Here is a 25,791-nt window from a genome sequence, read left to right on the forward strand (position 1 = left end):
GAGGGGAACCAGCAGACACCGCAGCAGCAAGGGACGCAAACCGCGCCTGCCGCAGCGGCGGCGCAGCGTAACTAGCGGCGCCCGGGCGACGCGCCATCTCGTGCGGCTTCTACGCGCGCCGACTTCTGCTTCGCGTTCGCGCCGCGCACCTCGAAGCGCACCGTGTCGGTCACTTGCCCGCGCGCATCGACGAGTTCGAGCCGGTGCTTGCCCGGCCAGGGCAGCCATGCCACGCGCGCCGCGCCGCCCAGGGCCTTGCCGTCCAGCCGCCAGCTCACGCGTGTGGTCGAGCCGGTCGCGCGCTCGAACCAGACACGCTGGCGCTGCGCGGGAATGTCGGGATCGAGCGCGAAAATCGTGCCGTCCACGGGACTGCCGATCTGCGCAGGACCGCGTGCGAGATCGGCCGCGTTCGAGGCCAGGCCGACCTGCGGTGTGGCGGTGCCCGCGATGAACCATTCGTTGCGCGAGGGCTCCACCGCGTCGGCGAATTGCACGCGCACCCGTTCGACGCCAGGCGGCGCGGCGGGCGCAACGCTCGGCACGCGCCGATGCAGATAGCCGACGATCGCGGCCCACACGGGCGCCGCGCCGCTCACACCCGATACGTCCCACATCGGCGAGCCATCCGCATTGCCCACCCACACGCCTACCGTGTAGCGCGACGTAAAGCCCACGGTCCAGTTGTCGCGCATGTCCTTGCTCGTGCCCGTCTTGACCGCGGAGAACATGCGCGTGGCGAGCGGGCTGTCGAAGTCGAACGTGCGCGTGCGCGCGTTGTTGTCGGCGAGCACGTCGGTGACGATGAACGCGGACTCGCGGCTGAACACGCGCCGTGACGTGCCGCGCGCTGACGCATTCGCGGGCGGCGGCAGCTCCACGATCGGGCTCGCCATGCCGCCATTGGCCAGCGCGCGATACGCATTCGTGAGCGTGACGAGACTCACATCCGCGCTGCCTAGCGCGAGACTGTAACCGTAGTAGTCGCCCGCTTGCGTGAGCGGCAGGCCGAGCGCCGTGAGCGTCCTCGCGAAGCGATGCGGCGTGACCATCACGAGCGTGCGCACCGCCGGGACGTTCAGCGACGAACCGAGCGCCGTTCGCACGCTTACCCAGCCCTTGAAGCCCTTGTCGTAGTTCTGCGGCATATAGAGCCCGCCGCCCGCCGCGAGATCGAGTGGAGCGTCGTCGAGCAGCGAGGCCGTCGTCACGCGGCGCTCGTCGATGGCTTCCGCGTAGAGAAACGGCTTGAGCGTCGAGCCCGCCTGGCGCAGTGCGAGCGCGGCATCGACTTCGCGCGCCTTCGAAAGGCCTCCTGAGGAACCCACCCATGCGAGCACCTCGCCCGTTGCGTTGTCGAGCACGACGACCGCGCCGTCCTGCACGTTGCGCGGATGCGCGCGTTCATTGAGTTCGATGAGCGTGCGCGTGAGGGTCTCGCGTGCATAGCGTTGCAGGTTCGCGTCGAGCGTCGAGCGCACATGCATGCCGGGCGCGGGATGCACGCCATTCGCGATCTGGCGCGCGAAGTGCGGTGCGAGCTGTGGCGCGTTTTCGCTGCTGCCTTCGATTGACGGGTCCGCGGCCGTGACGGCCGGGCGCGCGAAAGCCATCTGCACGAATGCATCGAGATTCGTGCAGCGAGTGTCGGCGTTCGCGGCGCTCATGTCGCGCAGAATGCGGCACGCGCGCGGCGCGACCTTCGTATAAGGCGCGTTCGGCGCACGGATCAGCGCGGCGGCCACCGCCGATTCTCGTTCGTCGAGACCCGATGGCGCCTTGCCGAACAAGGTCTGAGAAAGCGCCGAAAGGCCCACCGCCTCGCCGCGGAACGGCACGAGGTTCAGATAAGCCTCGAGAATCTGGTCCTTGCGCCAGCTGCGTTCGAGCCGCAGCGCGTCCACCGCCTGCCCCGCCTTTTGTGCGAGCGAGCGCTGCCCGGAGTGCTTCGGATCGTCGTCCAGCAGACCCGTGAGCTGCATGGTGACCGTCGATGCCCCCCGCGTGCGCGTATTCCACAGGTTCGCCCAGGCCGCGGCTGCCGCGCCCCGCCAGTCCACGCCGCTATGCTCGTAAAATCGTTTGTCCTCCGAAACGACGATCGCCTCGCGCAACGCCGGCGAAACATCTGCAAGCGCCACCCAGTCGCCGCGCCGCGCCGTGTGCTCGACACGCGTGCGTTGCAGCGGCGTGCCGTCGCGGGCAAGCAGCACCCAGTCCGAGCTTTGCCACTGGGCGCGCACGTCGTCGAAACCGGGCAGTGCCCAGGCGCGCACCGGCAGCAACGCTACGCAAAGCGCCGCGGCGGCATGTGCCAGCGCAGCGCGACGCCGGGACGCGAACAGGGCGTTCATTGCGCCGCGGCCGTCACGACAATGGGCGCATTCGGCGCGACGCCGAACGTGGCCGGGGCATAGAGCGCCTCGACGCGCGTGGGCGGCAGCCCGAACGTGCCCACGTTGTTCAGACGCACTGTGTACTCCACCGATACCTTGCCCTTGGGCACAAACTCGTAATAGGCGCGGTAGCCGTCGAAGCCGCGTTCGACGAACGCGGGCCAGGGGCCGTTTTCGTCCTGCTTCTCGCCTTGCGTCGCCACAGCCGAGTCGCGCCCGAGGCCCGAGCCCAGGATCGTCGCTCCCGCAGGCACCGGGTCGTTCACGACCACCCACGTCATGTCGGTTTGCGCGTCGATATCGAGGCGCACGCGCACCACGTCGCCGCGCGTGTACACGCCCTTCACGGCAGCGCTCACCGGCGTGATCGTCTTCGTGATGCGATAGCCCGCTGCGAAGGGCGCACGCAGCGCGACGGCGGCCAGGCTCTCCACGGTCGCCCAGGGCTTGCCCGTTCCCGAGTGCGTGAGCGCGAGCGTCGCGCCTGCGTTCTGCTTCGGCCACGGCAGGAGCGTGCCGCGCGCCGGCACGTTACGTGTCGCCGCCGTGGCCCCGCTCGCTACGGCTTGCGCCGCCGCGTTCCAGTCCATCGTGCGGGATGTATCGCCCAGCTGGATCCTCGTCGTTCCCGTGACCGGTTCGTGCTCGAACACGCGCGAGAAGCGCTCGACCGCCAGCGAGCCATACACGTTCGCCGTCGTCGTGCTCCAGGCGCCGTTGCGCTGCAATGCGAGCAGGCCTGTAACGAGCCTCGGCATCTCGTCCTTCCAGGCGGGGTTGTCGACGAAGGCGAGCGCGAGGCGCGCGGCGTTCACCTCCGTGCCCGTCATGAGCCACCACAGATCGTCTCCGGCGGCCGTCGAGAACGTGAGCTGCGTGCCCTGCCACGTGAGACGCGCACGCAGGATCTGCTCGAGCTGCGCCAGTTTCGCCATGCGATCGGGCACGTCGCGCATGCGCGCAAGACTTTCCGCGTAGTCGATCACGGCCGACGTGGGCCACTGGTTCGGCGCAATCTCGATCGACCCGAACAGGCGCGCGTTCGCCGCGCCGTAGCGCGAAAGTGCGTCGATGGCGGCGAGCTTGCGCAGATCGAGGTCGCGGCGCGGCGACCACGGATTGCGCTCGATGCGGCCTTCGACGAAGCGCGTGAGGCCCTCCACCATCTTGCTGCGCAAGGCGTCGGGCAGCGCGAAGCGCGGATCGAGCTTCGACGCCTCGTCGGTGACCGTCAGCAGATAGGCGGTGAGCGCGGTGCTGCCGCGGCTCGCGCTGTCGTCGGCGGGCGGGAAGTAGTTCGCGAGACCGTCGCGGTCCAGATAGACGGGCAGACGCGCGATCACCGTTTGCCAGCGCGCCGGATCGCGCAGGCCGATTGCAACCGACGTCTGCTGTTCGAGGCATGAGAACGGGTAGCGCCCGAACCAGCGGCGCACGCCCGGCAGGCCGTCCGCGAGTTTCGGTTGCAGCGATACCGCTATGCCGCCGCTTACCACGCCCGCCTTCGTCGCGCTCGCGTTCGCGGGCGGCGCGACCGGGATCGAGAGCGTGCCGTCGACCTGCGCGAGCGTCGCCTGCTGCACCGTCACGGGTATCGCCGCGCTCACCTGCTGCGCGAGCTTCACCGCGTCGGCGGCGTGCGCCCCGCCCTGCTCCACCGCGCTCACGTTCCAGGTCAACGCGGGTCGATCCGCGTCGGCGAGATCGTCTGGTACCGCGACCGTCCACGCAATCTCACGCGACGCATTGGGCGCGAGGTCCACGGTTTGTGCGGGGAGCGAAAGCGGCGGCACATTGGGCGTAACCAGCACCTTCATGGCACGCGTGGTCGTATTGCGCAGCGTGAATTGCGCGCGGAACGTATCGCCCTTGCGCACGAGCGGCGGCAGACCCGATATCAGTTGCAGATCCTGCGCGCTCTCGATGCTCGCGCTGCCCGTGCCGAAGCGCGCCACCCCGCTCGCCGCAATCGCGACGATACGAAAACGCGTAATCGAGTCGTTGAGCGGCACGTCGACCTGTGCCGCGCCCTTCGCGTCGAGCGTCACGCGCGGGTTCCAGTAGAGCAATGTATCGAAGAGCTCGCGCGTGGCGGCGTGCCCGCCGCCGCCACCAGCAGGCACCGCCTTGCGCCCGAAGTGACGCCGCCCGACGATTTCCATCTGCGCCGTCGCCGTCTCCACGCCGTAAGCGCGTTGCTGCAGCATGGCGTCGAGCAGGTCCCAGCTGCGGTTGGGCATCAGTTCGAGCAGTGCTTCGTCCACGGCTGCCACGGCGATCTGCGTGCCCGCCGGCACCGGCTGGCCGCCGGGAAGTTGCACGCGCAACTGTACATGCGAGGTCGCGCGTACCGGGTAGCGCTTCGCGTCGGGCGTGACACTTACCGTCAGCCGGTGCGCCGCGTCGCCCACGCGGATTTGCGCGAGACCGTAGCGGAACGCGGGCTTCGAAAGATCGACCAGCGGCGTGGGCGCTTCGTACTGGCGGCCTTCGTACCAGAACGCGCGTGCCCATTCGAGCGGCGCCCTCCAGCCCCAGGTGAAGAACGAATACCACGGCACTTCATGAATGCGCCCGCGCAGCGCGAGCACCGAGACGTACACGTTCGGCCCCCACGTGTCGCTCACTTTCAATTTGACGGTCGGGTCGCGGCCGTCGAGCTTCACCACATGTGTTTCGATGATGCCCTCGCGCTCCACGGCCACGAGCGCCGTCGCGAAGCGAAATGGCATGCGCACCTGGAAGCGTGCGGTCTCGCCCGGCTCGTAGCTCGTCTTCTCGGGCAGCACGTCGATACGGTCCGTGTTCTCGCTGCCGAACCAGAGTTCTTCCTCGCGCGTGACCCATACGGAAGTCGTTGCCGTGGATACGCGGCCGTCACCGTCGCGCGCCGTGGCCACGAGTTCGATGTTGCCCGGCTCCTTGAGCTTCGCGTCGCAGGTGAGCAGGCCGTGGTCGTCGCTCGTGCCGCTGCACAGCGTGCCGAGATCGCGCGTTTCCGTATGGTTGTCGTACGCGTAGAAGCCGCCCACCATGCGCTTGCGCGACGTAGTCGTGATCTTCGCGACCCCACGCACTTCGAGCTTCACCCCCGCGTGCGGCTTGCCCTGCAGATCGAGCGCCAGCGCCGTCACCGGCACCGTCCGGCCCACCGAGACCCAATGCCCCGACTTGATGCCCGCCACCACGGCCGCGGGCCAGAGCGTGGCCGCGCCGCTGATGGTCTGCACTTCGCCGTTCGGGTCCGCGAAGGTCGCTTCGAGCGCGAGGCGCTTTGGTGCGTCCACGCTCGGGAGGTTCTTCAGCACGAGCGTGCCCGAACCATTGCGATCAAGCGTGAGCGGCTCCTTGTCGGCCACGAGCTTCGCGACTTCGGTGTCTTCTCGCGGCCCGTTGTCCTCGTCTTCGGATACGTTGTTCGCTCGCGTCGCGGCCACGTACGGCGCGAAGCTGAAATCGCCATACGTGCTCGCGAATGAAGGCGTGGTTTCCTTCACGAGCGCCGAAACCTGCACGGGAAGACCCGAAGCCGCGCCCCCCGACACGTAATCGATCTGCACCGCCACGCGCGCCTGACTGACCGCGACGAGCGGCGACGTCTTCTCGTTTTGCACGGCGATCGTGCCTTTGAGCACGGGCAAGCGGAAGGCTTCCACGCGGAAGCTGCCGCTTTCGTAGCTAATATGGATCGAGCCGGTGCTGTCGTCTGCGTTGTCGTCCGCGCTGTCGTTGCTTTCGGGTCCCGTAGCGGCGCTCACATCGCCGTCGTCGAGCGAGACGTCGTATTCGCCAAGCTTCGCTTCGGGCGGCAACGCGAAGGTGGAATCGGCCGTGTGGTCGGCCGCCCATTTGAGCGGCAGATGCCACGTCTGCCCGCTTCCGGCATGGCGTATCGTCACGCGCGTGGGATAGTGCTGCGGGAACGCGAAGCCATGCATCGTCTGCGCGCGGATGAAATGCTTCATCGACACTGTCTCGCCCGCGCGCAGCAACGTGCGGTCGAAGACGGTATGCGCGCGCACCGTGGGCTCCACGCTCGTATCGGTCGGCACGTTGAAGCGCCACGATTCGATGCCGCGATTCCAGTCCGACCGCACGAACGCCATGTCCGGGCCGGTCTTCGGGTCATCGATGCGCGCGGAAACGAACAGGCCGCCATAGCTGTTTTCGCCGCATTCCCGCCGGTTGGAAAGTGGACCATCTATGCTCAGCAGTCCGTGTGAATCCGTCTTGCCCGTGGCTAGCGTATCGCCGTTGCAGTCGGATACGTGCACCTGGGCGCCGGCCACGGGTTCGCCCTTGTCGAGCGTCGTGACCCACACCACGCTGTTCTCGCGGCCCTGCTTGAAATGCACGCCGAGGTTGGTGACGAGCACGGTCGTGCGCACGTACATTTGCGCGGGCTTGCCGAGCAACGATGCACCGAGCGACGGCGAAGCAAGCTCGATCACATAGAAGCCGGGTTTCGGCACGGGAATGCCTACCACCTCGAATGGCCGCAGTGTTTTGGGATCGGCCTTTGGCAGCGCGAGCGTCTGTACGCCCGGCTGGCCGTCGAGCAGCGAAAGCGAGCGCACGTCGATGATGCGCTCCTTCGTTTCATCGCCGCTCGTATCGCTGCCCTCGCCCGTTCGCGGAATCACCACGGGCGATTTCGCCCTCGCAAGCAGGCCCGGCATCAGCCTGTCGATCGACGTTTCACTCATGCCGAAACTGTCGAACTGGTCGACGAGACGCATCCAGCGGCGCATGTCGATATCGGACTGCACCGCGAGCTTCGCGAACCTGGCCTCGCCGGCATTGAGCCCTTGCACGTGCAAGTCCGCTTCGACATTGCGCAGCGTGACCGGGACGAGCGGGGGCGTGTCCGGCTCCGCGTAGCGTTCGATGATGCCGAACGTCGAGGACGGGAATTTCGCGAGCGGCGGCATCGGCGCGGTGGCCGTGCGCAGCGGGAACAGGTCAGCGTTCGCGAGCGGGCGCCCGCTCACGTCCTTGAGTCCGGCTGGTGCGGTGACCGCCAGCGTCGTGTGGTCGGGCAAGGGCGCGGCGAACGCGACCGTGCTGACTTCGTTATCCTTGTCGCCCGTCCGGAAGGTGGGCGCGATTTCGCCTTTCGGGCCTTGCAGACGGAACTTCTGCGCGTCGGCGCGGGTGATCGGCGCGCTGAGGTCGATACGCAGGGGCCGCAGCGGCGTGCATGGCGCCTTCGCGTTCTCGCGCTCGCAGCTCATGCTCGCCGTGAACGGCGCGCGCACGGTGAAATCGAAGCGGCGTTCATCGACATTGGGTGTGCCGTTTGGCCCCAGCACGCCCTTGCCGTACACGAGCTGCATCTTCGCGCTGGAGGGCAGCGTCTGCTGGCAGGTGAGCGTGAGCACGCTCGCGCTGTCCTTTTCGAGCCGGAAATGCTTGAGCAGCGCCGCGCGCGTGGGCGCGTCGGCAGACCGAACCGGGATGCGGTTGCCGAGCCCGCCCGACTCGCACCAGACGTGCTCGCGCACGGAATCCGCGGTCGCGGGACCATTGAGCTTGAGCACGAATACCTGGTTTTCCTCAATTTCGCTGCCGCCACCGGGATAGGGCCGCACGCTCACGGGAAACGGGCCACCCGTCGAGAACGTGAAGCGGCGCGCGCCTGTCACCGCCACGCCCGCGCGCGACTTGAGGCCATCGGCGAGCGCGACGCTGCATTGCACGTCCGGCGGCAGGTCGGCGGCGAAATCGTAGGCCCATGTCTTCTCGTCGATCCAGCGGCCCTGGCCCGCGCCGGCCGCCGCGTTACTGCATTGCACGCGTGCGGGATCCTTGGCGTCGGGGGCGCCGAACGCCACCATCGCCTCGTCGAATCTCACCACCACCTGACGCACCTGCGCCACCGTTCCCTGCGGCGACACGCTGACCGTGCGCGCGGCATGGGCGCGCCACGCCCATACCATGCACGCGCCCAGCGCGAGAGCAAGCGCCAACGTCCACCACCCGCCACTGCTTCGTGTTATTCGTTGCATCGACCGGTCCTCGTTTGCGCGCACGCGGCGCGGCCAATGCCGCGCGGCGTGCGGGTGTATGGTACAGCGCGGCGCGGACGCGCGCCCCGGGAATGGCCGCTTGCGCACGCTCAGGCGGGCGCCCCGCTGCGAATGCGGGCGCCGGCGCACAGCATGCCGTGACTGAAGCGCCGGCCATATCGGAAAGTGCTGAATTCTGCGGATGGGACGCGTCGCACGCCGCTTTTTCGTCCAGGGTCTCGTTCTATCCCTGACGGTCTCCGGCGGCCTTACCTGCTGGCTCACCCGCGAAGACTTCCCGCAGACGGGCACGAGCGATCCTGCGGTCCGGCGCATCGAGCCTGTCAAAGGTCCGCCAATGACTTCATCGCCGATGGCGCCTCACCCGAAGACTGTCTTGCCATGGCTGTTACCGGTTTGACTTTGCGCCCACGTCCCCTCCCGCAAGCAGGATCTGGTCAAGCAGCTCGAGCTTCAGTGGCTTGTCCGCGTCGAGCTTCTTTTTCTCGATCACATATTTCCAGCCGTCGCCGCTGCCCGGGTTCCGGTACAGCGCCACGACGGCCACGTACTTCGTATCGGCCTGCATCGGCTGCGAGAGGCTTGCCGACGCGCCGGGATTGAGCACCGCCGCCATGCTGTCCTGCAGATCCTGCGTGAGCACGGTGCGGTCGTTTTTCAGGAGATCGTCGTAGGACGCCTTGTCGAACAGCTTGCGATCCCTGAGCTGGTACACGCGCACGGCGACCGATGTCGGCCGGCCGCTGTCGTCGGCATTCAGGGCATCCCGTGCCGACAGATCGACGTTTAGAACCTTGACCTGTTTGAAGAACACGGCGTGATACGCGCTCGACGACGCATCGGATACGGTCTGCCACGCGCCGCACGCCGGAAGCAACAGCACGGACGCAAGGATGATAAGGGTTGATCGGATAGACATTCGGATTCCATAGGTTATGCGCGTTGAGAACTCAGATAGGGATTGGGCGGCGGCTTCGGGAAGGCCCCGCACACACCGAGAGGAATCCTGATCATGCGCTCGTCTTCGGCCGGCAGCACGGTTGTCCACCCGAGTCGTGGTGCGGGGCCTTCCGCTACCGAACCTATGGACGGCAGGGGCGCGATCCGCGAAGACACCTCCATGCGCAGATGAATATCCGACCGGGTGCCAACATAGAGCGTCACGAAAGCGATCAGTTCGCGATGCAGCCAGGCGCCGGGCAGCAGGTCGTGAGCCTGCCGCGCGTTATGCGGGCACAGCGTCGCCCGGGCGGCCCGGCTGCGATAGGCGAGCCTTCTGCCGAGCACATACCCGCCGCCGAGTCCGCGTCTTGCGCCGCTGCCTGATGTCGATCCGGGTGCCGCTGGCTCCGAGGTGAGCGGGCGCGGTTCTCCTGTACCGGTCATCGCCGGAAAGAATTCGTCGACGCGAACCTCGACGCCCGGAATCGCCAGCGCGATCACACCCGCGAGCCCTTCCGGCGTGCGGGTCTTCTGCGCGAGCAGACCCAGCAGCGCCAGCATGCGGCAATCGGGCAATCCAGCGCGTTCCGGCTTGCCGCCCTGGCCGAATCCGACCAGGGTCAGCAGGTTCCGCGAATGGGCATCGCGCCCCCCCGCGAGGAAGCTTTCCGGGTAGCGGTACTTCTTCCACGCCCGGTACAGCAGCGTGATGAGGCGGTGATCGTACTGGTCGAGAAACCGTTCGACGACCTCATGCCCTTCCTCACGCAGCACGATGTCGTCGATCAGGTGCGGCGGCATGGCCGCATCCACGCCGTACAACCCCATGAAGGTCGTCCGCACGACAGGCGGCGCGGGCGGACCATAGTCGTCGTCGTTGCCGCTGTATTCAACCGCAGCGATTTCACCGGCCGGAAACCCGCTCCGCCGCCACGATCCGAAGCGCACGGGCTCCTGTTCAGCCGTATCGCGCGAGCCGAATCCGGCGCCATCCGTCGTACCCGCCTCGAGCAGGCGGCACAACTGCATGAAGCTCATCTGCGGTGCCCGCGCAAGCAGCGAGGCGACCAGCGGCTCGAGCCTGGCGTTGCCTTCCCCGTTGTGTTCCATTTTCATAGTGGCGAGCGTTCCGCCTTGCTGCGCGGCCAGAGCGTGCGCTTTTGCGATGGCAGGCTCACGATCGAGAGCCTGGTGAACAGGTTGATCTCCGCATACATCGCAAAGAAGCGGTGCAGCATCTCGCCAAAGAGCATCACGTCACCTTCGCCCGCAAACGCCTGTGAATCGAGCGTCACCTCGATCAGGACGCCACGCTCGACCGAGCCGCCCGACACCTCCTCGAGAAGTTCCTCCGATACCCACAGGATGCCGGCCAGGCGCCTGCGGTTCAGCTCGTCATCGGTCCAGTCGTAAAGCGCGAGCGTCCCGCGCAGCACTTCCGCGTTCATCAGCGACAGAAAGTTCGCAGCGAGGTGAGAGAGCACACGCCACTGGTACCGGTCATCGGTGGGTGGATAGAGCGGCAGCGTCGGAGCGACGAGATTGCGCACACCGGTCACGTTCGGGGTGCTCGCCGCAAGCTCGCTCAGGCTGGCTTCGCGCAGGCCCTTGCGCGGCAGCATCCCGTTCGTGCCGGTCACGCGAAGCGACAGACTTTCCTCGGGCAGGTCCTCCATCGTTTCCCAGGCATGGCCGCCGAGGACGATCCAGGTCTCGTGCAGCCCCGATACCCCCGGACGCACGCGCGCATGGAAATACCGCTCGGGCGCTTCGTGACGCAGCATGCCGCCGCGATGCCGGAACGTGGCAAACGGCACGTATTCGTAGCGTTCCGCCGTTTCGTGATCGAACGCGGAGACCGCATCGACCGAGTATGTTTCGACGTGCTCGCCGTGATGGCCCGCGGGCACGACGCGATACTCCGTTTCGTGATGGTTGATCTCGACGGGTTCGGCGTCGAGCTCGAAGAGGTTGATGACCGGCGAACAGAACAGGCGGACATTTTCCCGCGTAAAACGCAGATCCGACGGGTAGGCCTCCTTCAGCACGATTTCCAGCTCGAACCGGGTGGCGCCTGGCGGAAGCTTGGCGACGTCCAGCCCGCAGAGGTCGACGAACAGAAACTTCTCGCGGAACGAAAAGTATTCGAGCAGGAGCTGGTAGCCCGAGAACGCGGCATCGGCTTTGGGCCACAGACGCTCTTCTGTCGAGAATCCGGCGGGCTCGATCGTGATGCCAGGCAGCGGCACGGCTTCGCCATCACGCACTTCCGGGATGCGCCAGAGGATGCTGTCGACCTGGCGCGTGAGGGCAAGATGCATGGCGAATGCCACGGGCAGATCGGCGTTCAGGTGCAGACGCAGCCGCGAGAGATCCGTTTCCTCGCGCCGCGCAGAATGGTGCAGTTCGAAAGCCAGCCGGATTACCGAACGGCCGTCGTGGCGCACAGTGGGCGCTGCGTGCGTAATCGAAACCGGTTGCAGCGTGACGGCCTGCGTGGTGCGGTAAAGGCACTGCACCGAACCCGATGCCGTGCTCCCGGCATCGTCGCCCTGCGGCACATGGATGGGAGCCGAGCGCACCGGCACGCCAACCGGCACCACCTCCGTTCGCTGGAGCTTCTCCCGCAGCGGCACGAGCTCGGCGATCGACAGCGACGGAATCATGCGCAGATAGTGCGGCCACAGCAGGCTCACCAGCCCTTCGGTGAGTTCCGGCAGTTCGTCGTCGAGCTTCTGCTGAAGGCGTCCCGTGAGGAAGGCGAAGCCTTCATGCACGCGTTCGACATACGGATCGCGGTCGCCTACCCGTTCAAGGTTGAGCATGCGTGCCCGGTCAGGATGGGCCCTCGCGAAAGCCTTGCCGGAGTCGCGCAGGTAGCGCATCTCGGCTTCGTAGTAGCGCAGGACTGGATCGTCTTTTTCCATGGGAATCCGTTCTATGAAAGAGTCAGCGCGCGTGCCGGGTCGAGCACCGTGAGTTCGGTCTGAAGCTCGGTGATCCGGCGCACGAGAGCCGGCCTGTCCGCATCCTTGCGGTTGCTGGCCGCCTTCACCGCGCGCAGCAGCTGGAGCTTGACCTCGAACACCAGCGCCGGGTCCCAGCGCGCAAGCGGCAGTGACTTCGCCGCCGTATCCAGTTCGAGCAGCAGCGCCGTGGCCGTATCCGCGCGTTCGGCGTTCTGCGCGAGACGCGCCATCACGAAGCGCTGCAGATAGCGATGCCGCTCCGTCTTCATGCCGGGCAGCCCGTCGAGCCACGCGAAGGCGGCTTCGATACCCTCACGCGCAGCAAGATCCCTGGCCTGCGCCTCGATCTCCGGCCAGTCGCCCACTCCGCCTTCCTCGCTGTCGGCCGATACCGGCAGCGGGGCAACGGTCTCACCGGCTTCGAGATCGCGCACGACCGCGTGCCGGGCGATCCATTCGAGCGTCGCATCATCGGCGAACGCCGTGCCGTCGTTGAACGACAGCCGCTCGATGCCGGGTAGACGTTCGAGGAACAGCGCGAAGTCCGCGCGCAGTTGCTCGCGCCATGTGTCGTATGGCGCACCGGCGTGATCGAGCGCGACGTGCTGGAAATACTGCAGGTCGAACCAGAGATGATTGACGCCCTCCATGAACGCGCCCTCGACACGCTCGAGCAACTCGTGCCACTGCTTCTGCAACACGAGCCGCTTCATCTGCTGGCGCAACTCCGGGCGCGGTGCCGCAAGCCGCGTATGCGAGGCGGTATTCGTCGGCGGCACTTCATGCACGGTGTCCCAGCGAACGCAGCGCACGAGCCGCACGGACGACAGATAGCCCTGCTCCTGATCGCGCAGCCACGCGGCCATCACGCGCGCCTGTTCGAGCAGGTCGCGCGTCGAGGCGATGGCACCGCCTGCCATGCCAGCCGTGGAGGGCGAGGACACCAGGGGCGGCTCGGCATCGCCGCCGCGCACCTCTCCTTCCTTGCGCTCGAACCTCGACACCAGCGGCTGCAGGTTCGGCCGTGCCGCTTCGGGCCATGCGTGCGTGAGCGTCACGAGCACGTCGAGCGCGGCCAGTGCGCGTTCGAGATCGGCCGGCGCGAACGCACCGCGGCTCTCGAGCAGATCGATCACGCGCGTCGTCGCCAGCATTTCGAGCGCGGCCTTCCTGGCCTCGGCGCGGGCGGGCAGCACGGCTTCCCCGAACCGTTCGACGAGGGCCGCGGCAAGCTCCAGCCCGTCGGCCAGGCCCGGGGGCCCATCCTGGCGCAGTCGTGCAAACGCGTAATAACCCGCGAGGCGCAGGTCCTTGCCGGTCTCCTTGAGCAACTGCTCGCAGGAACGTGCGATCAGGCTTTCGTCGATGTCCGAGAGCTTGCCAGCCTCGTCCCGGAGCGTGAAAAAAGCATCCTCGTAACCGGGATCGCGACCTACGCCCGCATCGCCCGAAAGCGGCTGCAGCCACGACGCCCATGCGTCGAGCCGTGCGCGCGCAAGCTCGCCCGTATCCTCGCGTGCGGGAAAGAGGCTTCGAAAAAGTTCACCGAGCTTCATTCGGCCTCCGGGAAGGAACCATGCGGCAACGGGATGGCCGCTTGTTTCGCGGCCGCAATCGCCGCCGGCGGCAAAGGCGGCGGTGTAGCGGAAGAAAGCCCGGGAGCGGACTTCTGACCGCCGGTTGCAAAGATGCGGGTGGGCAACGCGAAGTGGCGCAACTGCAGCACATCTAGCGGCCCCGCGCCCGCGTCACTGCGCAACTGCATTCGCAGCGCGATGCCCGTGCTCGCATCTGGCGCCCACGTGACGAGATAGCGCGCGTTGTCCTGCTGCGAGGTCTTCGCACGCTCGAGCAGACGGATCAGCCCGAACCTTCCCTGCGCGTCCATGGCCGAGCGCAGGCCGCCCTGCTCGGTCTGCCATTCGATATGCGAGCGGTTTTCCAGCGTCTGCCCCGGCCATTCGAACGGCACCCATTCCTCGCGCTGGTTGAAGTAGTGCAGCTCGCTGCCCGGCAGCACCACCCGCATATCGGTGATGCCCGGCGTGGCGACGCCGCGCAGGTCGAACCGCACGTGCGCGTCGCCGGCCGGGAAGATCACGGTCGAAACCCGCATCAGCCGGTTCAGTCCATCGAGAAAGCCGGGTTCGAGCCTGAGCGAGCCACGGTCGGCGCCCTGCGCCGCGACCCAGCGATCGCCCTGACGCTCGACGACGCCAGCCAGCTGCGTCGCGACGAACTGGGCAATCACGCCGTTATCGGGCCGCATGAAGCGCGCCATTTCGGGCAACGAAGCATCGTTCTCCGAATCGGCGAACGGATAGCGGCCACCGAAGGTCCGGTTCCAGTCCGCGAGAATCGAGGTGCGCCAGATATCGTTGAGGCTTGCCGCCGCGGGCTGCACCACGGCCTGCCAGGTCTGGTCGAGCGGCGCCTCGAACAGCTGGCCGAACCCGGCCCACTGCTCGCCGAGGCTCGCGGCCACCCGGCTCGCGTAGTCGCGGCTGTCCGCGATATCCGAACTCCTGCCCTGCAGCACCGACTGCGCCGCCACGCGCGACATCGCATCGGTATCCGGGCTGGCCAGCATCTGCTGGACCTTCAGGCGCATTGCCGTCACGCGTTCGAGGTAGCGCGCAAGGCTCAGGTCACCCGATGCGGCGATCTGCGCAGCAGCCTTGCCGGTCTGCGCCGGTGCCGCCGATGCGAGGTCACTGCCGGCCAGGCGCAGGATCGGGCCGAATGCGCCCGCGAGCGGTGCGGGCGCAGGCTGCGCCTGCTTCGACGGGTCTTTCTGGTCGGCCCCGACCAGCTGCTGCGCCTTGCTGATGAGCGTATCCGAGAGCGACTGTGATGCCGCGCCGGCACCCGCCTGATACACGATCATGTTCATGAGCGCGACCATCGGCGAACGCTGGGGGTCGCCGAGCAGCGAGAGCTGGTCGGCGGTGGCGGACAGGGTCGAAGCGGACTGCCAGCGCAGGCTGTTGAGGAACAGCGCCCACGCCCGCGCGTAATCGTCGAAATAGCGCTGACGCAGTTCGGCTTTCAGCGTCGATGGTGCCGCGTTCGCAGCTGTCGCATCCGAGAGCACCCAGTCGCCCGCGATGTTGCCGTGCTCGCTGGCCTCGTCGATTGCCTTCGAGATGCGTTGCTCCCATGCATCGCGTGTGAATACGCCGGGGATCGTTTGCGTCGTGTTGAACAGGCCGCGGCCGGTGGTGTCGCCAAGCAGCGTGGCGAGAGACACCGGCGGGTATTTCGGCTTCGCATCGTCGAGGATCTGCTGGTAGACCGCATCGGTCGAGTTCTGGATGCCGCGCACGCCGATGATGGTCTGGCGTGTGGACGCGACCAGACTGCCATCCGGGACGATCGCAAGCGATGAGCCGTTCGCCGGCGTCCCACGCCCCAGGTGGTCGGCGAAGAAGGCGATGGTGTGCTGGCGCAGGTCTTCCCACGTGCCGGAGGTCAGCGGTGAATTGAGGGGGCGCGAGGGGACCGTGGTCGCAATCAGTTGCGGCGTCAGAAAGGCGGCGGCGGCGCGCTCCGGTTTTGCGAGCATCAGATAGGCCTTGAGCGTGTCGTAGGCGGCTTGGACCTGGGTGCTGCCGCCGCTTGCGATCTCTTCATCGGACATCGAGGCGAGTTGGCGCAAACGATCTTCCACCTTCTCGCGGATGGGCCCGACGAGAACGCGGCCTGCGGCATTCTGGTAGCCGGGCCAGATTGCGGCGAGCAGGTCGCCGTCGCGGTTCAGGCCGAAGCGCGTTGTCCACGGCGCGCCATCGCGCTGACGTGTTTCGAGCGTGTCGATCTGTTTGTCGAGGCTGTCGAGCGTTTGCATCGCCTGCGTAGGATCCTGGGTGCCCGAGAGCTTTGCGAGCGTGTCGGTTGCGTTGCCGATCGTGGCGCGGTTCGAAAAACCCGATACCGCCATGCCGACGATCCAGAGACCGACGGCGGCCGTTGCAAGCCATGCTGCCGTTGCTGAGAGCGAGAAGCCGACGCGGCGGCCGTGAATCTTGCGGCTGTGATCCGCAATCGTTTGCCACACTGAGCGCTGCTGTTGGGTGATCGGATCAGCACCCCCTTCCGTCTTTGCTTGATCGTCAGGGTTGCCGTCAGCCATCTCTTCGAGTTTCGCCGGTGGAAGTTCGCGGTCCCTGAAAAGCGGTGCGAACAGGAGCCCGTGAACGGACTGGCGCCAGTAACGTGAATTCGCCGTCTTCAGTACCAGTCCCGACAAGGCATCACCGAGCCGCTCGATATGCTGCGAGAGTTCGGCGGGATAGCGGTCGCGATTGTTGCTTGCGAGCCGTGCGACGCCTGTGTCCGCAAGGTTGCGCATCATGCCCTGCAACGATGTCTGGATTTGATCGGCGTTGACCCGCGCGTTCGCCCATGTAAAACCGAATGCTTCATCCGGACCTTGCGGCTCGGTGCCGAAATCCGTCACGTTCAGGAGATACGCGGGTGCGGCCCATCGCAAAACCCTGGCGTGACGTGCCAGACGTTGGGCAAGTGCATCAGCATCGAATGGGGCCTTGCCCGAGATGCTGTTGGCTGTCACAGCCACAATCGCATCGATCGGGCGGCGACGGCGCATCCGGCGAATCTGGTCAAGCCAGTCAACATCGAGGGTGTTGCTGGTCTGCTTCGCATAAAGCAGGACGGTATCGCCGGTGATGGCGTAGCCGGTGTCGGCAAGCCCTGGCGCGAGACGCTTGACCAGAGGCAAATCCCCCGCCACGACGACCCAGCGATCACCGTAACGCCAGCCCCGGCTATGCCGGTCAACGAGCTGTTGCTTTAGTGCTCCAAGTCCGTCAGTCGCTGTATTCGCCTTGCCAGCGCCTGTCGTCAGCCATCGCGGATGGCCGTGCTCCGTTACCCACTGCCTGACTGCCCGCCACGCCATGGCGGGCCGGGACGAGTCGCCGAAGCTGAAAGCAAGCAACAGGACCACGAAGATGGCACACAGCACGGCAATGGCCAGGCCACGGTTCGCAGGGGCGATACCGAACCAGACTGGCCGCAACCAGATGAGCAGTCCTGGCACACCGACGGTAATGATGGCCGACAAAAGATCGAGCTTGAATTTCCGGTTCATGCGGGGCTTGAGACGTGGTTCATTTCTTCGTCGTGCTTTCTCACGACGGCGATTACAGTATGGTCGGCGCAGCGCTGGGTAACGAGTTGAGGCGCTGGTGCCTGCGACGCCGTTTGCACGGCACACGCAACGGCGAGCCAGCCTGCCGCAGGCCCCGCGTTGCCCACGGCACGGTCGAGGTCAAATTCCGGCAGCGTGTCCTTGCGTGGGGTATCCGCGCTCACATGACCCAGTGCCGTGTGGAGCGGTCCGACAGTCTCTCCGTCGAACCCGGTCATCCATGCAGAACCCAGACTCTGCACGCCGGCACTCCCCCACCGAAGCGCACTGGTCATCGGGTGATCCAGATTGTCATTCGCGGAGCGCACCGGGCGGTGTATCGCAGCGATCGGATGCAAGCCATGCCGACTGGCGATCCGGGTGGAAACCATCAGCAATCCTGTCCCTGCCTCGGCTGATCCCTCTGGCGGAACGCCTTCGAGCAGGGCGTTCAGCGAGATGGACACGAGCAGCAGTGCGCCCTTGTCCAGCGGCCCACCCTGATCGTCCAGCCATGAGTCGAGCACCATCGGTCCGGGTGTGTCTGACGCCGGAAAAGCGCGGGCCGAGCGCAGCTTGTGGGCCCGCCATCTGTCGTTCCACAACGTGAGCGCATCAACCTCGCCCCTGTAGCCGGATACCTCGAGCCGGATGTTCAGACCCAGTTCCATCGGGAGTGTGCTGACCGGCCTGGTCAAATCCGTCTGCAGACAGTCATAGAGCCATTCCAGAACCAGTGCGTGGCGCTCGACATCATCGGCTGCAAGCCGTGCCTCCAGTGGCTCGATCCAGCGTGCGGACACCGATTCGTTCTCCTCGTGATCTGACGCCTGGGCATCAAGAGTCAACGTGCCATCGGCGATCTGCCCGACCGCATCCGCTTTGTCGTCCCCCGTTACCTGCAATGCGGAACCCAGCACGAGCACCGGGATGCTTTCGCGACTGAACTCCTCTGCGTTATAGCGCTTGCAGGCCTCGTTCCATTCCAGCGCATCAAGCCGCCGTCCCTCGTACACGCTGTAGCGCCGCAATACCGCGAGCATAGCGATGCCAATGGGAACGACGGTCACGCAGATCCAGAACAACGGGGTACGCGTCGGCTCGTCAGCGGGCCACAGCATCAGGACCGCGAATATGCCAAGAAGCGTGAGCACAAAAAACACCACCGTCCACACAAAACGGGACGGCGGCGTCTCGGGAACCGGCTTTTCGGGTGGAAGCTTCGAGAAGTCAAGCGCCATCGTCTAGCGGCGTCCGCTGTTCGGAAGCGATGAAATCAGCCTGCATCCGCATTCGCACAGGTCATTGTGCTGTGCCACCTCAATGCCGTCGTCGAACGCGCCCGAGGTTGCGGTGCTGATGCGATTGTCTCCATGCTTCGGGCATGGGACCGGATCATGCAGCCGTGCGATCGCACGCCCCATGAAAAAGCGGTCGCTCGAACCGGCCGAGACTTTTCCGCCGCCGGTATGGTCGTCTCCGACACGAATGATTCCTGCCATGATTGTGATCTCCTGTTCCGTAGCAGCCCGCTGGTATGGTCACTGAAGCGCGGGGGATCCCGTGTAGCCACCCAACCGTTGCCGGCTTTGCTGGCTCGCCTGGTCGATGCGTGCCGCCACTGCGTCGTCCTTCTTACGCTGCTTGGCTTCCCCAGCGAAATCGGTCGAGTCGAATACGTCCTTTTCGCGAGTCCTGAAGTAAAGATGCGGGGCGAGAACGTGGTCGTGCCAACTCGTTAGCAGCGTGTCGTGCACGAGCATGTCGAACAACGCATTAACGTCCGGCGGTAGCGGGTGCTTCCCGTCCAGTCCGGCCTTCCACGCCTGAATGAGCTCCATCTGGGCCGGTGGCAGCATGACTGACTCGACAGCGTCCGCGCTGACCTGCTTGTCCGCGTCAGAAATCAGGTCGGTATTCCGGATCAGGTCAACGCTTCGCTTCAGACCGTCCTGAAGAGCGGTCTGACGCAGCATCTTGTCGGATTCGCTTTGCAGACGCGCTGACACGCTGGTGTAGTCATTCGGTGCATTGCCAGCCAGTCCCTGATATCGCTGCTGGGCAGCATCACTCGCGGCCTTCAACTGCCGCAGCTTTGCCTGATCGGCTGGGCTCCGGCTGGAGAGCATGCGCATGTCAACACCCTGTCGCTGCATTTCCCCGTCGAGTCGCGCTTTCGCGGCCTGACGCTGGGCATTCGCCTCAGACATCTGCTGGTGCCAGTCGGTCACTGGTGCGGAAAGCGATTGCTGGAATGCAGGATCCCGATACCGCGTCGCCATCCATTGAAGAAACACCTTCGAATGGGGAAGAAAGTCGACGCCGGGTTGGCGCGGAACGAGCGCGCAGTATGCATCGACCAGCTTTCTGATGCGGTATTGTTTGCCATTCGCACTGATTGGTTGGGCAATGGTGAATTTTTTAAATGTTTCAAATTTGCCAACCTTGAGATCTTCCATTGTATCTATTGCCGTACCTGCCTTTAGTGCTTCCATCAACATGTCGCGCAATGGAATCCGCATTAGTTCTGCGTTGAAACCGAGCGAGCCATTGGACGCACCGCCCACGATGTCGCAACTCGTTCCCGGATAGAGGAACTGCTCGCCACGAGTATTTTCGAGACTGTCGAGTCGTTGATAAAAGCGCATTTCGTGCGCCGCCGCGAAATGCACGCAACGCTGCACGCTCGCCGGAACGGCGAGGTTGCGGTCCTTGTAGTTCGGTTTGATCGCGCCAAGGTACGGCATCATCCCGATCAGTTCTCCTGCCTCTTCCGACATGATCGACGACACTGCATCGAACAGGCCCATGAACTTGATGCGGATCGGTACACCGTCAATGGCCAGATCCTCATCGTCCTTACGCTGGTACGTTTCTGCGAGATCGTTGACAAAAGCACGCGCCAGAACGCAGCCCCGCTCGGCGCCAAACACCGATACTTCGATCATCCGAACCTTGGGCATCTGCTTTTTTACGGCTTGGTACGCGGCCTCAAACTGGTCTTTCGCTGCAATCAGGCGAGTGTCAACGCCAGACCCGAAATATTCGGACATGACCGCGTTGTCACGCACGATCGGCACGTTCTCCACCGCTAGGCCCACGAAAAGGTCGCGGGCAACGACCGCAGCAGTCTTGATCGGGTTGCCCACGATGTGAGTCTTGAGATCGTTCGTGGTCGTTCGCCACAACAAGACCCCCGTGGCCGAAGTCCGCTTCCAGAGCCGTTCAGGCGAAGCGTTCAGCACGTTTGTAATCCGCCTTGCCTGGGCAGGAACGCTCTGGATATCCTTCTTGAAATCCTCAAACGCCTTGGCGATTGGTCGGAAAGAGAATTCCGAGGCAGCCTCTTTCGCCGCACTCTTGAGACGTCCACCGATGTCTGCTTTTTCCAGTGGCGTCTTGACGCGCGCGAACGACTTTCCCACTGACGTGGCTGTGTCGAGTGCCTTTTTACCGCCCATCTTGGCTGCGGCGACACCTGCATTGATCCACTCGTTGGACTTGGCGTCCTCATTGAGTGACGTACCCAGCCCGGAGTAGTAGAAACGATGCCAGAACTGATTTACTGGCCTTCTCCTATCGTCGTTAGCCCGATGCGCCTCCCACAAACGACAGATGTTGGAATACTGGGAACTGGACTTGTCGTCGATATCTCGGTTGCGACCGAAGGCATCGAAAAAAAAGCCCATGCGGATCGTTGCCCCACACGGTATGCAGTCGCCCTTCGGATATATGCTCGCGTCCTGGCAGACCAGTTGCATATAAACAGACATCGGGGTTGCGTCGTCCGGATCAAGTTTAACTCTCTCAGCCATTCTGCTTCTCCTCTCCGCGCGGTGGCGGCAACAAGCCATCGGGAATGGACGGCACAGATACCGCCGTGAAATGGTCGCTTGTCAGTTCAGTCATCACACTTACAGGCAACGCCTGAATTGCCTTGGCGAACGCGCCGGGTTGACCATGGGTCTCCTGAAGGATGCGCTGGACTTCGGGGTATGCATCAAACCGACTGTTAACAAGCAGGTTGAAGTATGCGTACTGCTCAAGGTCGCTCTGATCGGTCAGCCGGTATTTCAGCCAAGCCGCAGCGACAACGCGTGAGATGCGACGATGCGATTGTGCCCAATTGTCGTCATACTTCCTGTCCAGTTCTTTTTGATAGTGATCTGCCATCCACCGCGATACATCAACAACCGGAATGCGCGATTCGTCAAGAAGTTCTCCTGGAAACTGCATCTCGACGTGTCGGTCCGGAAAGAAGTGAACTTCTAGAATCCGCGTGCCAACATTTTCGGGAACTGGCGAGGGGGGCATCACTACCTTGGCCTCGGCGTGAAACATTTGCTCTTTTCCTGCAATCGCTTGGTCCACATCGTAGTAGTCCCACTTGACCGTGAATTCGGTACCCTTGAGCTTGTAGCAGCAAGCCAGACTCCCCCCACCTGCCCCCGGTGGGTCGTCGCCGCCCCCGCTCGCCTTGTTGCCGTAGGCATCGGTTACTGTAAAACCGTTCATGTTATAGGACAGGTAATTTCTGCCCATAGTCGAGATCCCACTGTATGTAGGCACAGACTTGCCACATGCTGCCACTGACAGCACCGACGCAACGACCAACGCGGGTCGCCACAATGCTCGAAAAAAACGGTTGTTGGTTGTGCTTTTCACGTTCTGGTCTCTATATGTTGGTGCGCGGCGGCGGCAACAAGCCATCAGGGATGGACGGAACGGATACTGCCGTAAAGTGACTACCGCTTAGTTCAAACATCGCTCTTGCCGACAACGCCTGCATCGCCTTCGCGGATGCACCGGGCTGACTGTGCGTGTCCTTTACAGAAATCCCACTGTACACAGGCTCGGATTTACCGCACGACGTCACTGCCGCCGCAAGCAGGCAAACCACAGCTGCCCAGACTATGAGGAACGCCAATTGTTTTTCTTTATGCACTTGTACTTTCTTCCCGAATGGCGTCCCAAACATGATCCGACACTGCACTCAACGCTTCGGCAAGTTGAGCTTCCCCCCTGGTCACCGCCAGCAGCCGATCATGAATCTCGGGGTGTTCATCAAAATCCGGTGCGCTCAAGACGCCGCACATGACGTAGGTTAAAAGATCACCCTCCGAACGGATACGGTATGTGCCGGCCCGCTCCAGCAGCCCGCTCACTGAGTGATAGAGCTGGTCTGGCGTGAGGTGATCAAGGCGTACTCCACAGGTGGTCCGAAGATGGAGGGCGAGCTTGTCCGGATATCCGAGTTCGATTAGTTGTTGATGTTGCCCTACCGACAATGACGGTACCGCCTCGCTTGCCTCTGTCCGCACCACGGATTCGTTTGTCCAGGTGACATCTCCAAGCAGCCTGTCCGTGTACCAGATCTCGGCACACGGTTCGATAAATGCTGTTTGCTCCGCAGGTGTCCACACCTCGCGAAGACGCGCGAGGATGCGATTGTCGTAAAAGTGCAGATAAAACTGGCGCCTGTCAGGCAAGGCATACGTGCAATAGCGACGGTAGTGCTCCCCCAGCATCTCAATCGAGAACGGAGACCACATCCACGTCAGCATCCGGTGTGCCGGGTCCTCGCGCCAGAGGCGCCGGATGAGGCGGTGCGGCAACGAGCGCGCATCATCAAGCGCGCCACGCTCAATCGCGAACAGATATGGCGCGACGTCGGAATACGTCTCGATCGCCGAGTCGCGCCACAAGGACGCCCATTGAAGCCCGGGAACCTGCTCCAGCAGCTTGTTGATTCCCGGATTTCCCCGCGAATCAGCAACTACGTATAGATGGCAGGGGCCTTCGCGTTCGTCGTATGTGCGGGCACCACCACGCAGGCGCTCAAGCCATGCCTGCCACGCGCTGTCGCGGTGGTCGAATCGTTCCGCTACTGATATCACGTCCACTACGCGACCTCCGTCATCGACTCAACACCTGCGCGTGCACTCAACAGACATTCCTTGCACGTGCCGATTGGCATTTCAGGCATCGGCAGGGAAAGATTGCCCGGCCCGGTCCAGTGGAAGTTCCCGCATTTGAGCGTGATGTCACCCGGACAGCCGAGTTCGATGTTGCCGTTGTCGATCTTGATATAGGCGCCGCCGCTTGAGAGCATAAGTGCCCCTTTCGAGACTGCGGTGATCGCCCCGCCGGTGCTTGTGAGCTGCATGTCCTTTGAGGAATCGAGGGTCATGCCGCCGGTTCGCGCCTGCGCAACGATGTCCTGCTTTGCCGCAACGAACCGCATACCCTCCGCCTGCGCAAAGAGTGCCACCTGCCTGCCCGCAGCAACAGTGAAACTGCGCATGGTTCCTACGTCAAAATTACCACCCGCCGTCGCGATCAGGTTCTGCTCGGCATTTATGTGAAAATGATCGCCCGACGTCAGACCGATACCCGACGGCCCGCTCATCAGGATCCCGGCCTGCTTCAAGCCATCGAGCGTCTGGGCGTAGAACTCTTTCTGCTTCTGCAACTCGGCCACCGTTGCCTGCGCCGCGCTGACCGCCTCGGTAAGCGATTGCATGTGCTCGATTGCACGCTGCAACTGTTCTTTGGCTGCAGTCATGTCAAGCTGCTTCCCTGATGCACCAGGCTGTGCCTCGGCAGAAACCAGCACGCCCTTCGCCCCGCGAACGGCTATGTGCTCATCCGACCGGAATTCCCCGCCCCGTCCCCTTTCCTTACGCTCCCCATCGACCATATGCCCCAAATTCAGCTCACTGGTCTGAAACGGCGTAGTCAGATGGATATGCTCGATCCCTTCCTTGTCCTCCATCCGCAGCTCATTCTGCGCAGCAGTACGAATGAGATTGCGCGTATGGTTGAGGTTGTTGACAAGATCCGGGTGCAGGCTGTCGTGCATCGCACCGATAATCACGGGACGATTCGGATCCCCCGCCGTAAAATCGAGCGCGACCTCCGCCGAATCGATCAGCGGAAAGTGTTGACCATAGTTGTCGCCGCTATAGGGCTTGGCAAAGCGTACAGGCCGGCTCGTGCCACCCGGACTCCACTCGTCAAGATCGAATGGCAGCTTGATGACATACCAGCCTTGCTCCGTCAGATACGCATATTTGTAGTTTCCGGGCGACGCAATACGGGCCGGCAAAATGCCATCGATCACGGGTTTTTCGATCGTGTCCATCGAAGTTCGCCACACCCGGTCCGACGGAATGCCCTCGAACTTCACCCGATACGACTGGTTGCGCGCGCCATACGAGCGCACGGACGTGATGAAGATCCCGTGCTTCGCATCGACCTGCACCGGGTCGACCTGCATGACCTCGCCGGCTTCGAGCCAGAACGGATTGCCGGTTCCGATAAAAGTGATCTGGCTGGCCAGATACGCCTCGTGCCGCAAGCGCGCAATGTTCTTGCCCTCTTCCGGCGTTTCGTAGTGCTCACCCCAGTGGTAATCGACCGCATCGGTAGTCTTGTCGCCCTTCGCTGTATTTTCCTCGACGAGCAGCGACACATCGGCCTGCCGATGGTTGTAGTCGTGCAGTCTCACTGACTCCGGTACCCGCCGGGTGCGCCGCCGGAGCGTCTTGATCGAGTCGGCGCCGACACTCTCGAGCCCCGAGTCACGACGGTAAGGCACCGTACGCGGCTTGCGCGCATACGCGTCCAGATCGTCGCCGAATACCAGCACCGCGTAATCCTTCTTCTGCTCCCAGCGGAACCAGATGCCCTCTTCCGCGCAAATACGCTGGATGAACGCGAACGTGGTCTCGTGGTATTGCGTGATGTATTCGTGCCGCTTGTACTGGCCACGCAGGTTGAACCTGAAATCGACACCCGCGCGGTAGCCTTCGTGCCGCAGCGTATCGGTGACGATCTCCTGAACCGACTGGTTCTGGAACAGGCGGCTCGTCCGGCCACGGTTGAGGTCGGCCATCGCGGGTTCGAGCGTCGCCCGGTAGCGTGTCTCGTCCGCCGAGCTTTCCAGCTCGTCGAACTTCGTGATGATGCCGTGGATGGTTTGCGCGGGCGGCTTCCTGCTGAACTTCTGTGCGTTCTCGCCGAACATGCGTTGCAGGTGCGCCATGCCCGGGTCGATCGGGTCGATCGTGAATCTCGCCGGGCGCCCCAGCACCTGATCCATCGGCAGACCCGCCGTGGGGCTTGTGAATTCGATCTCGTACCAGTAAAGCTGGCTGATGCGGTCAAGACCACCAAATTTCAGGATCGAGAACGGCGCCGGGTGCGGCGCCAGTTTTAATTCATAAGCCTGCAACGGCATGACCATCGACATGGAGTTCCCCAGGATACGAATAACATCAGCAACGACAGCAAATGCCACC

At 64.1% G+C, this 25,791-nt stretch carries 13 protein-coding genes; all 13 read right to left on the minus strand.

Annotated elements, in window-relative coordinates:
* Positions 1–71: 71 nt before the first annotated feature.
* The 13 genes from pbpC to vgrG all read right to left on the minus strand — a co-directional run bounded on the left by pbpC (position 72) and on the right by vgrG (position 25,742).
* Entirely contained in the window at positions 72–2,354 is a 2,283-nt protein-coding gene (pbpC, locus tag VSR34_RS06295; protein ID WP_342962124.1) for a penicillin-binding protein 1C, read from the minus strand.
* Positions 2,351–8,404, minus strand: a complete 6,054-nt coding sequence (locus VSR34_RS06300; protein ID WP_342962125.1) for an MG2 domain-containing protein — start codon at positions 8,402–8,404, stop codon at positions 2,351–2,353. Before VSR34_RS06300 ends, pbpC begins: the two co-directional genes overlap by 4 nt.
* 409 nt (positions 8,405–8,813) lie before the next feature.
* Positions 8,814–9,344 carry a type VI secretion system lipoprotein TssJ gene (gene tssJ / locus VSR34_RS06305; RefSeq protein WP_342962126.1) on the minus strand — a complete coding sequence of 177 codons (531 nt, stop codon included), beginning with the start codon at positions 9,342–9,344 and terminating at the stop codon, positions 8,814–8,816.
* A 14-nt stretch (positions 9,345–9,358) separates the two neighbouring features.
* Positions 9,359–10,483: a type VI secretion system baseplate subunit TssG gene (gene tssG / locus VSR34_RS06310; protein WP_342962127.1), complete on the minus strand. Its 1,125-nt coding sequence runs from the start codon at positions 10,481–10,483 to the stop codon at positions 9,359–9,361.
* Positions 10,480–12,294 (minus strand): type VI secretion system baseplate subunit TssF, encoded by a 1,815-nt coding sequence (tssF, locus tag VSR34_RS06315; protein WP_342962128.1) that lies wholly within the window; start codon positions 12,292–12,294, stop codon positions 10,480–10,482. The genes tssG and tssF overlap by 4 nt, the downstream gene beginning before the upstream one ends.
* An 11-nt stretch (positions 12,295–12,305) precedes the next feature.
* Complete coding sequence (tssA, locus tag VSR34_RS06320) at positions 12,306–13,892, minus strand: type VI secretion system protein TssA (protein ID WP_028213784.1); 1,587 nt, start codon at positions 13,890–13,892, stop codon at positions 12,306–12,308.
* Positions 13,889–17,449, minus strand: a complete 3,561-nt coding sequence (locus tag VSR34_RS06325; RefSeq protein ID WP_342962129.1) for an ImcF-related family protein — start codon at positions 17,447–17,449, stop codon at positions 13,889–13,891. Before VSR34_RS06325 ends, tssA begins: the two co-directional genes overlap by 4 nt.
* The gene (locus tag VSR34_RS06330) at positions 17,446–18,729 is read right to left on the minus strand and encodes a hypothetical protein (RefSeq protein WP_028213786.1); all 1,284 of its coding nucleotides are present in this window, start codon (positions 18,727–18,729) and stop codon (positions 17,446–17,448) included. The genes VSR34_RS06325 and VSR34_RS06330 overlap by 4 nt, the downstream gene beginning before the upstream one ends.
* A gap of 3 nt (positions 18,730–18,732) precedes the next feature.
* The gene (locus VSR34_RS06335; protein ID WP_342962130.1) at positions 18,733–18,990 is read right to left on the minus strand and encodes a PAAR domain-containing protein; all 258 of its coding nucleotides are present in this window, start codon (positions 18,988–18,990) and stop codon (positions 18,733–18,735) included.
* Positions 18,991–19,029: 39 nt separating this feature from the next.
* The gene (locus VSR34_RS06340) at positions 19,030–21,303 is read right to left on the minus strand and encodes a DUF2235 domain-containing protein (RefSeq protein ID WP_342962131.1); all 2,274 of its coding nucleotides are present in this window, start codon (positions 21,301–21,303) and stop codon (positions 19,030–19,032) included.
* On the minus strand, positions 21,296–22,030 hold the full coding sequence (locus VSR34_RS06345; RefSeq protein ID WP_238328007.1) for a hypothetical protein: 735 nt from the start codon (positions 22,028–22,030) through the stop codon (positions 21,296–21,298). The genes VSR34_RS06340 and VSR34_RS06345 overlap by 8 nt, the downstream gene beginning before the upstream one ends.
* 395 nt (positions 22,031–22,425) lie before the next feature.
* Complete coding sequence (locus VSR34_RS06350) at positions 22,426–23,391, minus strand: DUF4123 domain-containing protein (RefSeq protein WP_036020148.1); 966 nt, start codon at positions 23,389–23,391, stop codon at positions 22,426–22,428.
* Positions 23,391–25,742 (minus strand): type VI secretion system tip protein VgrG, encoded by a 2,352-nt coding sequence (vgrG, locus tag VSR34_RS06355; RefSeq protein WP_342962250.1) that lies wholly within the window; start codon positions 25,740–25,742, stop codon positions 23,391–23,393. The genes VSR34_RS06350 and vgrG overlap by 1 nt, the downstream gene beginning before the upstream one ends.
* Between the last annotated feature and the right edge of the window lie 49 nt (positions 25,743–25,791).

Source organism: Paraburkholderia sp. JHI2823 (assembly GCF_038900695.1).
In the GTDB taxonomy this organism is placed as follows: domain Bacteria; phylum Pseudomonadota; class Gammaproteobacteria; order Burkholderiales; family Burkholderiaceae; genus Paraburkholderia; species Paraburkholderia mimosarum.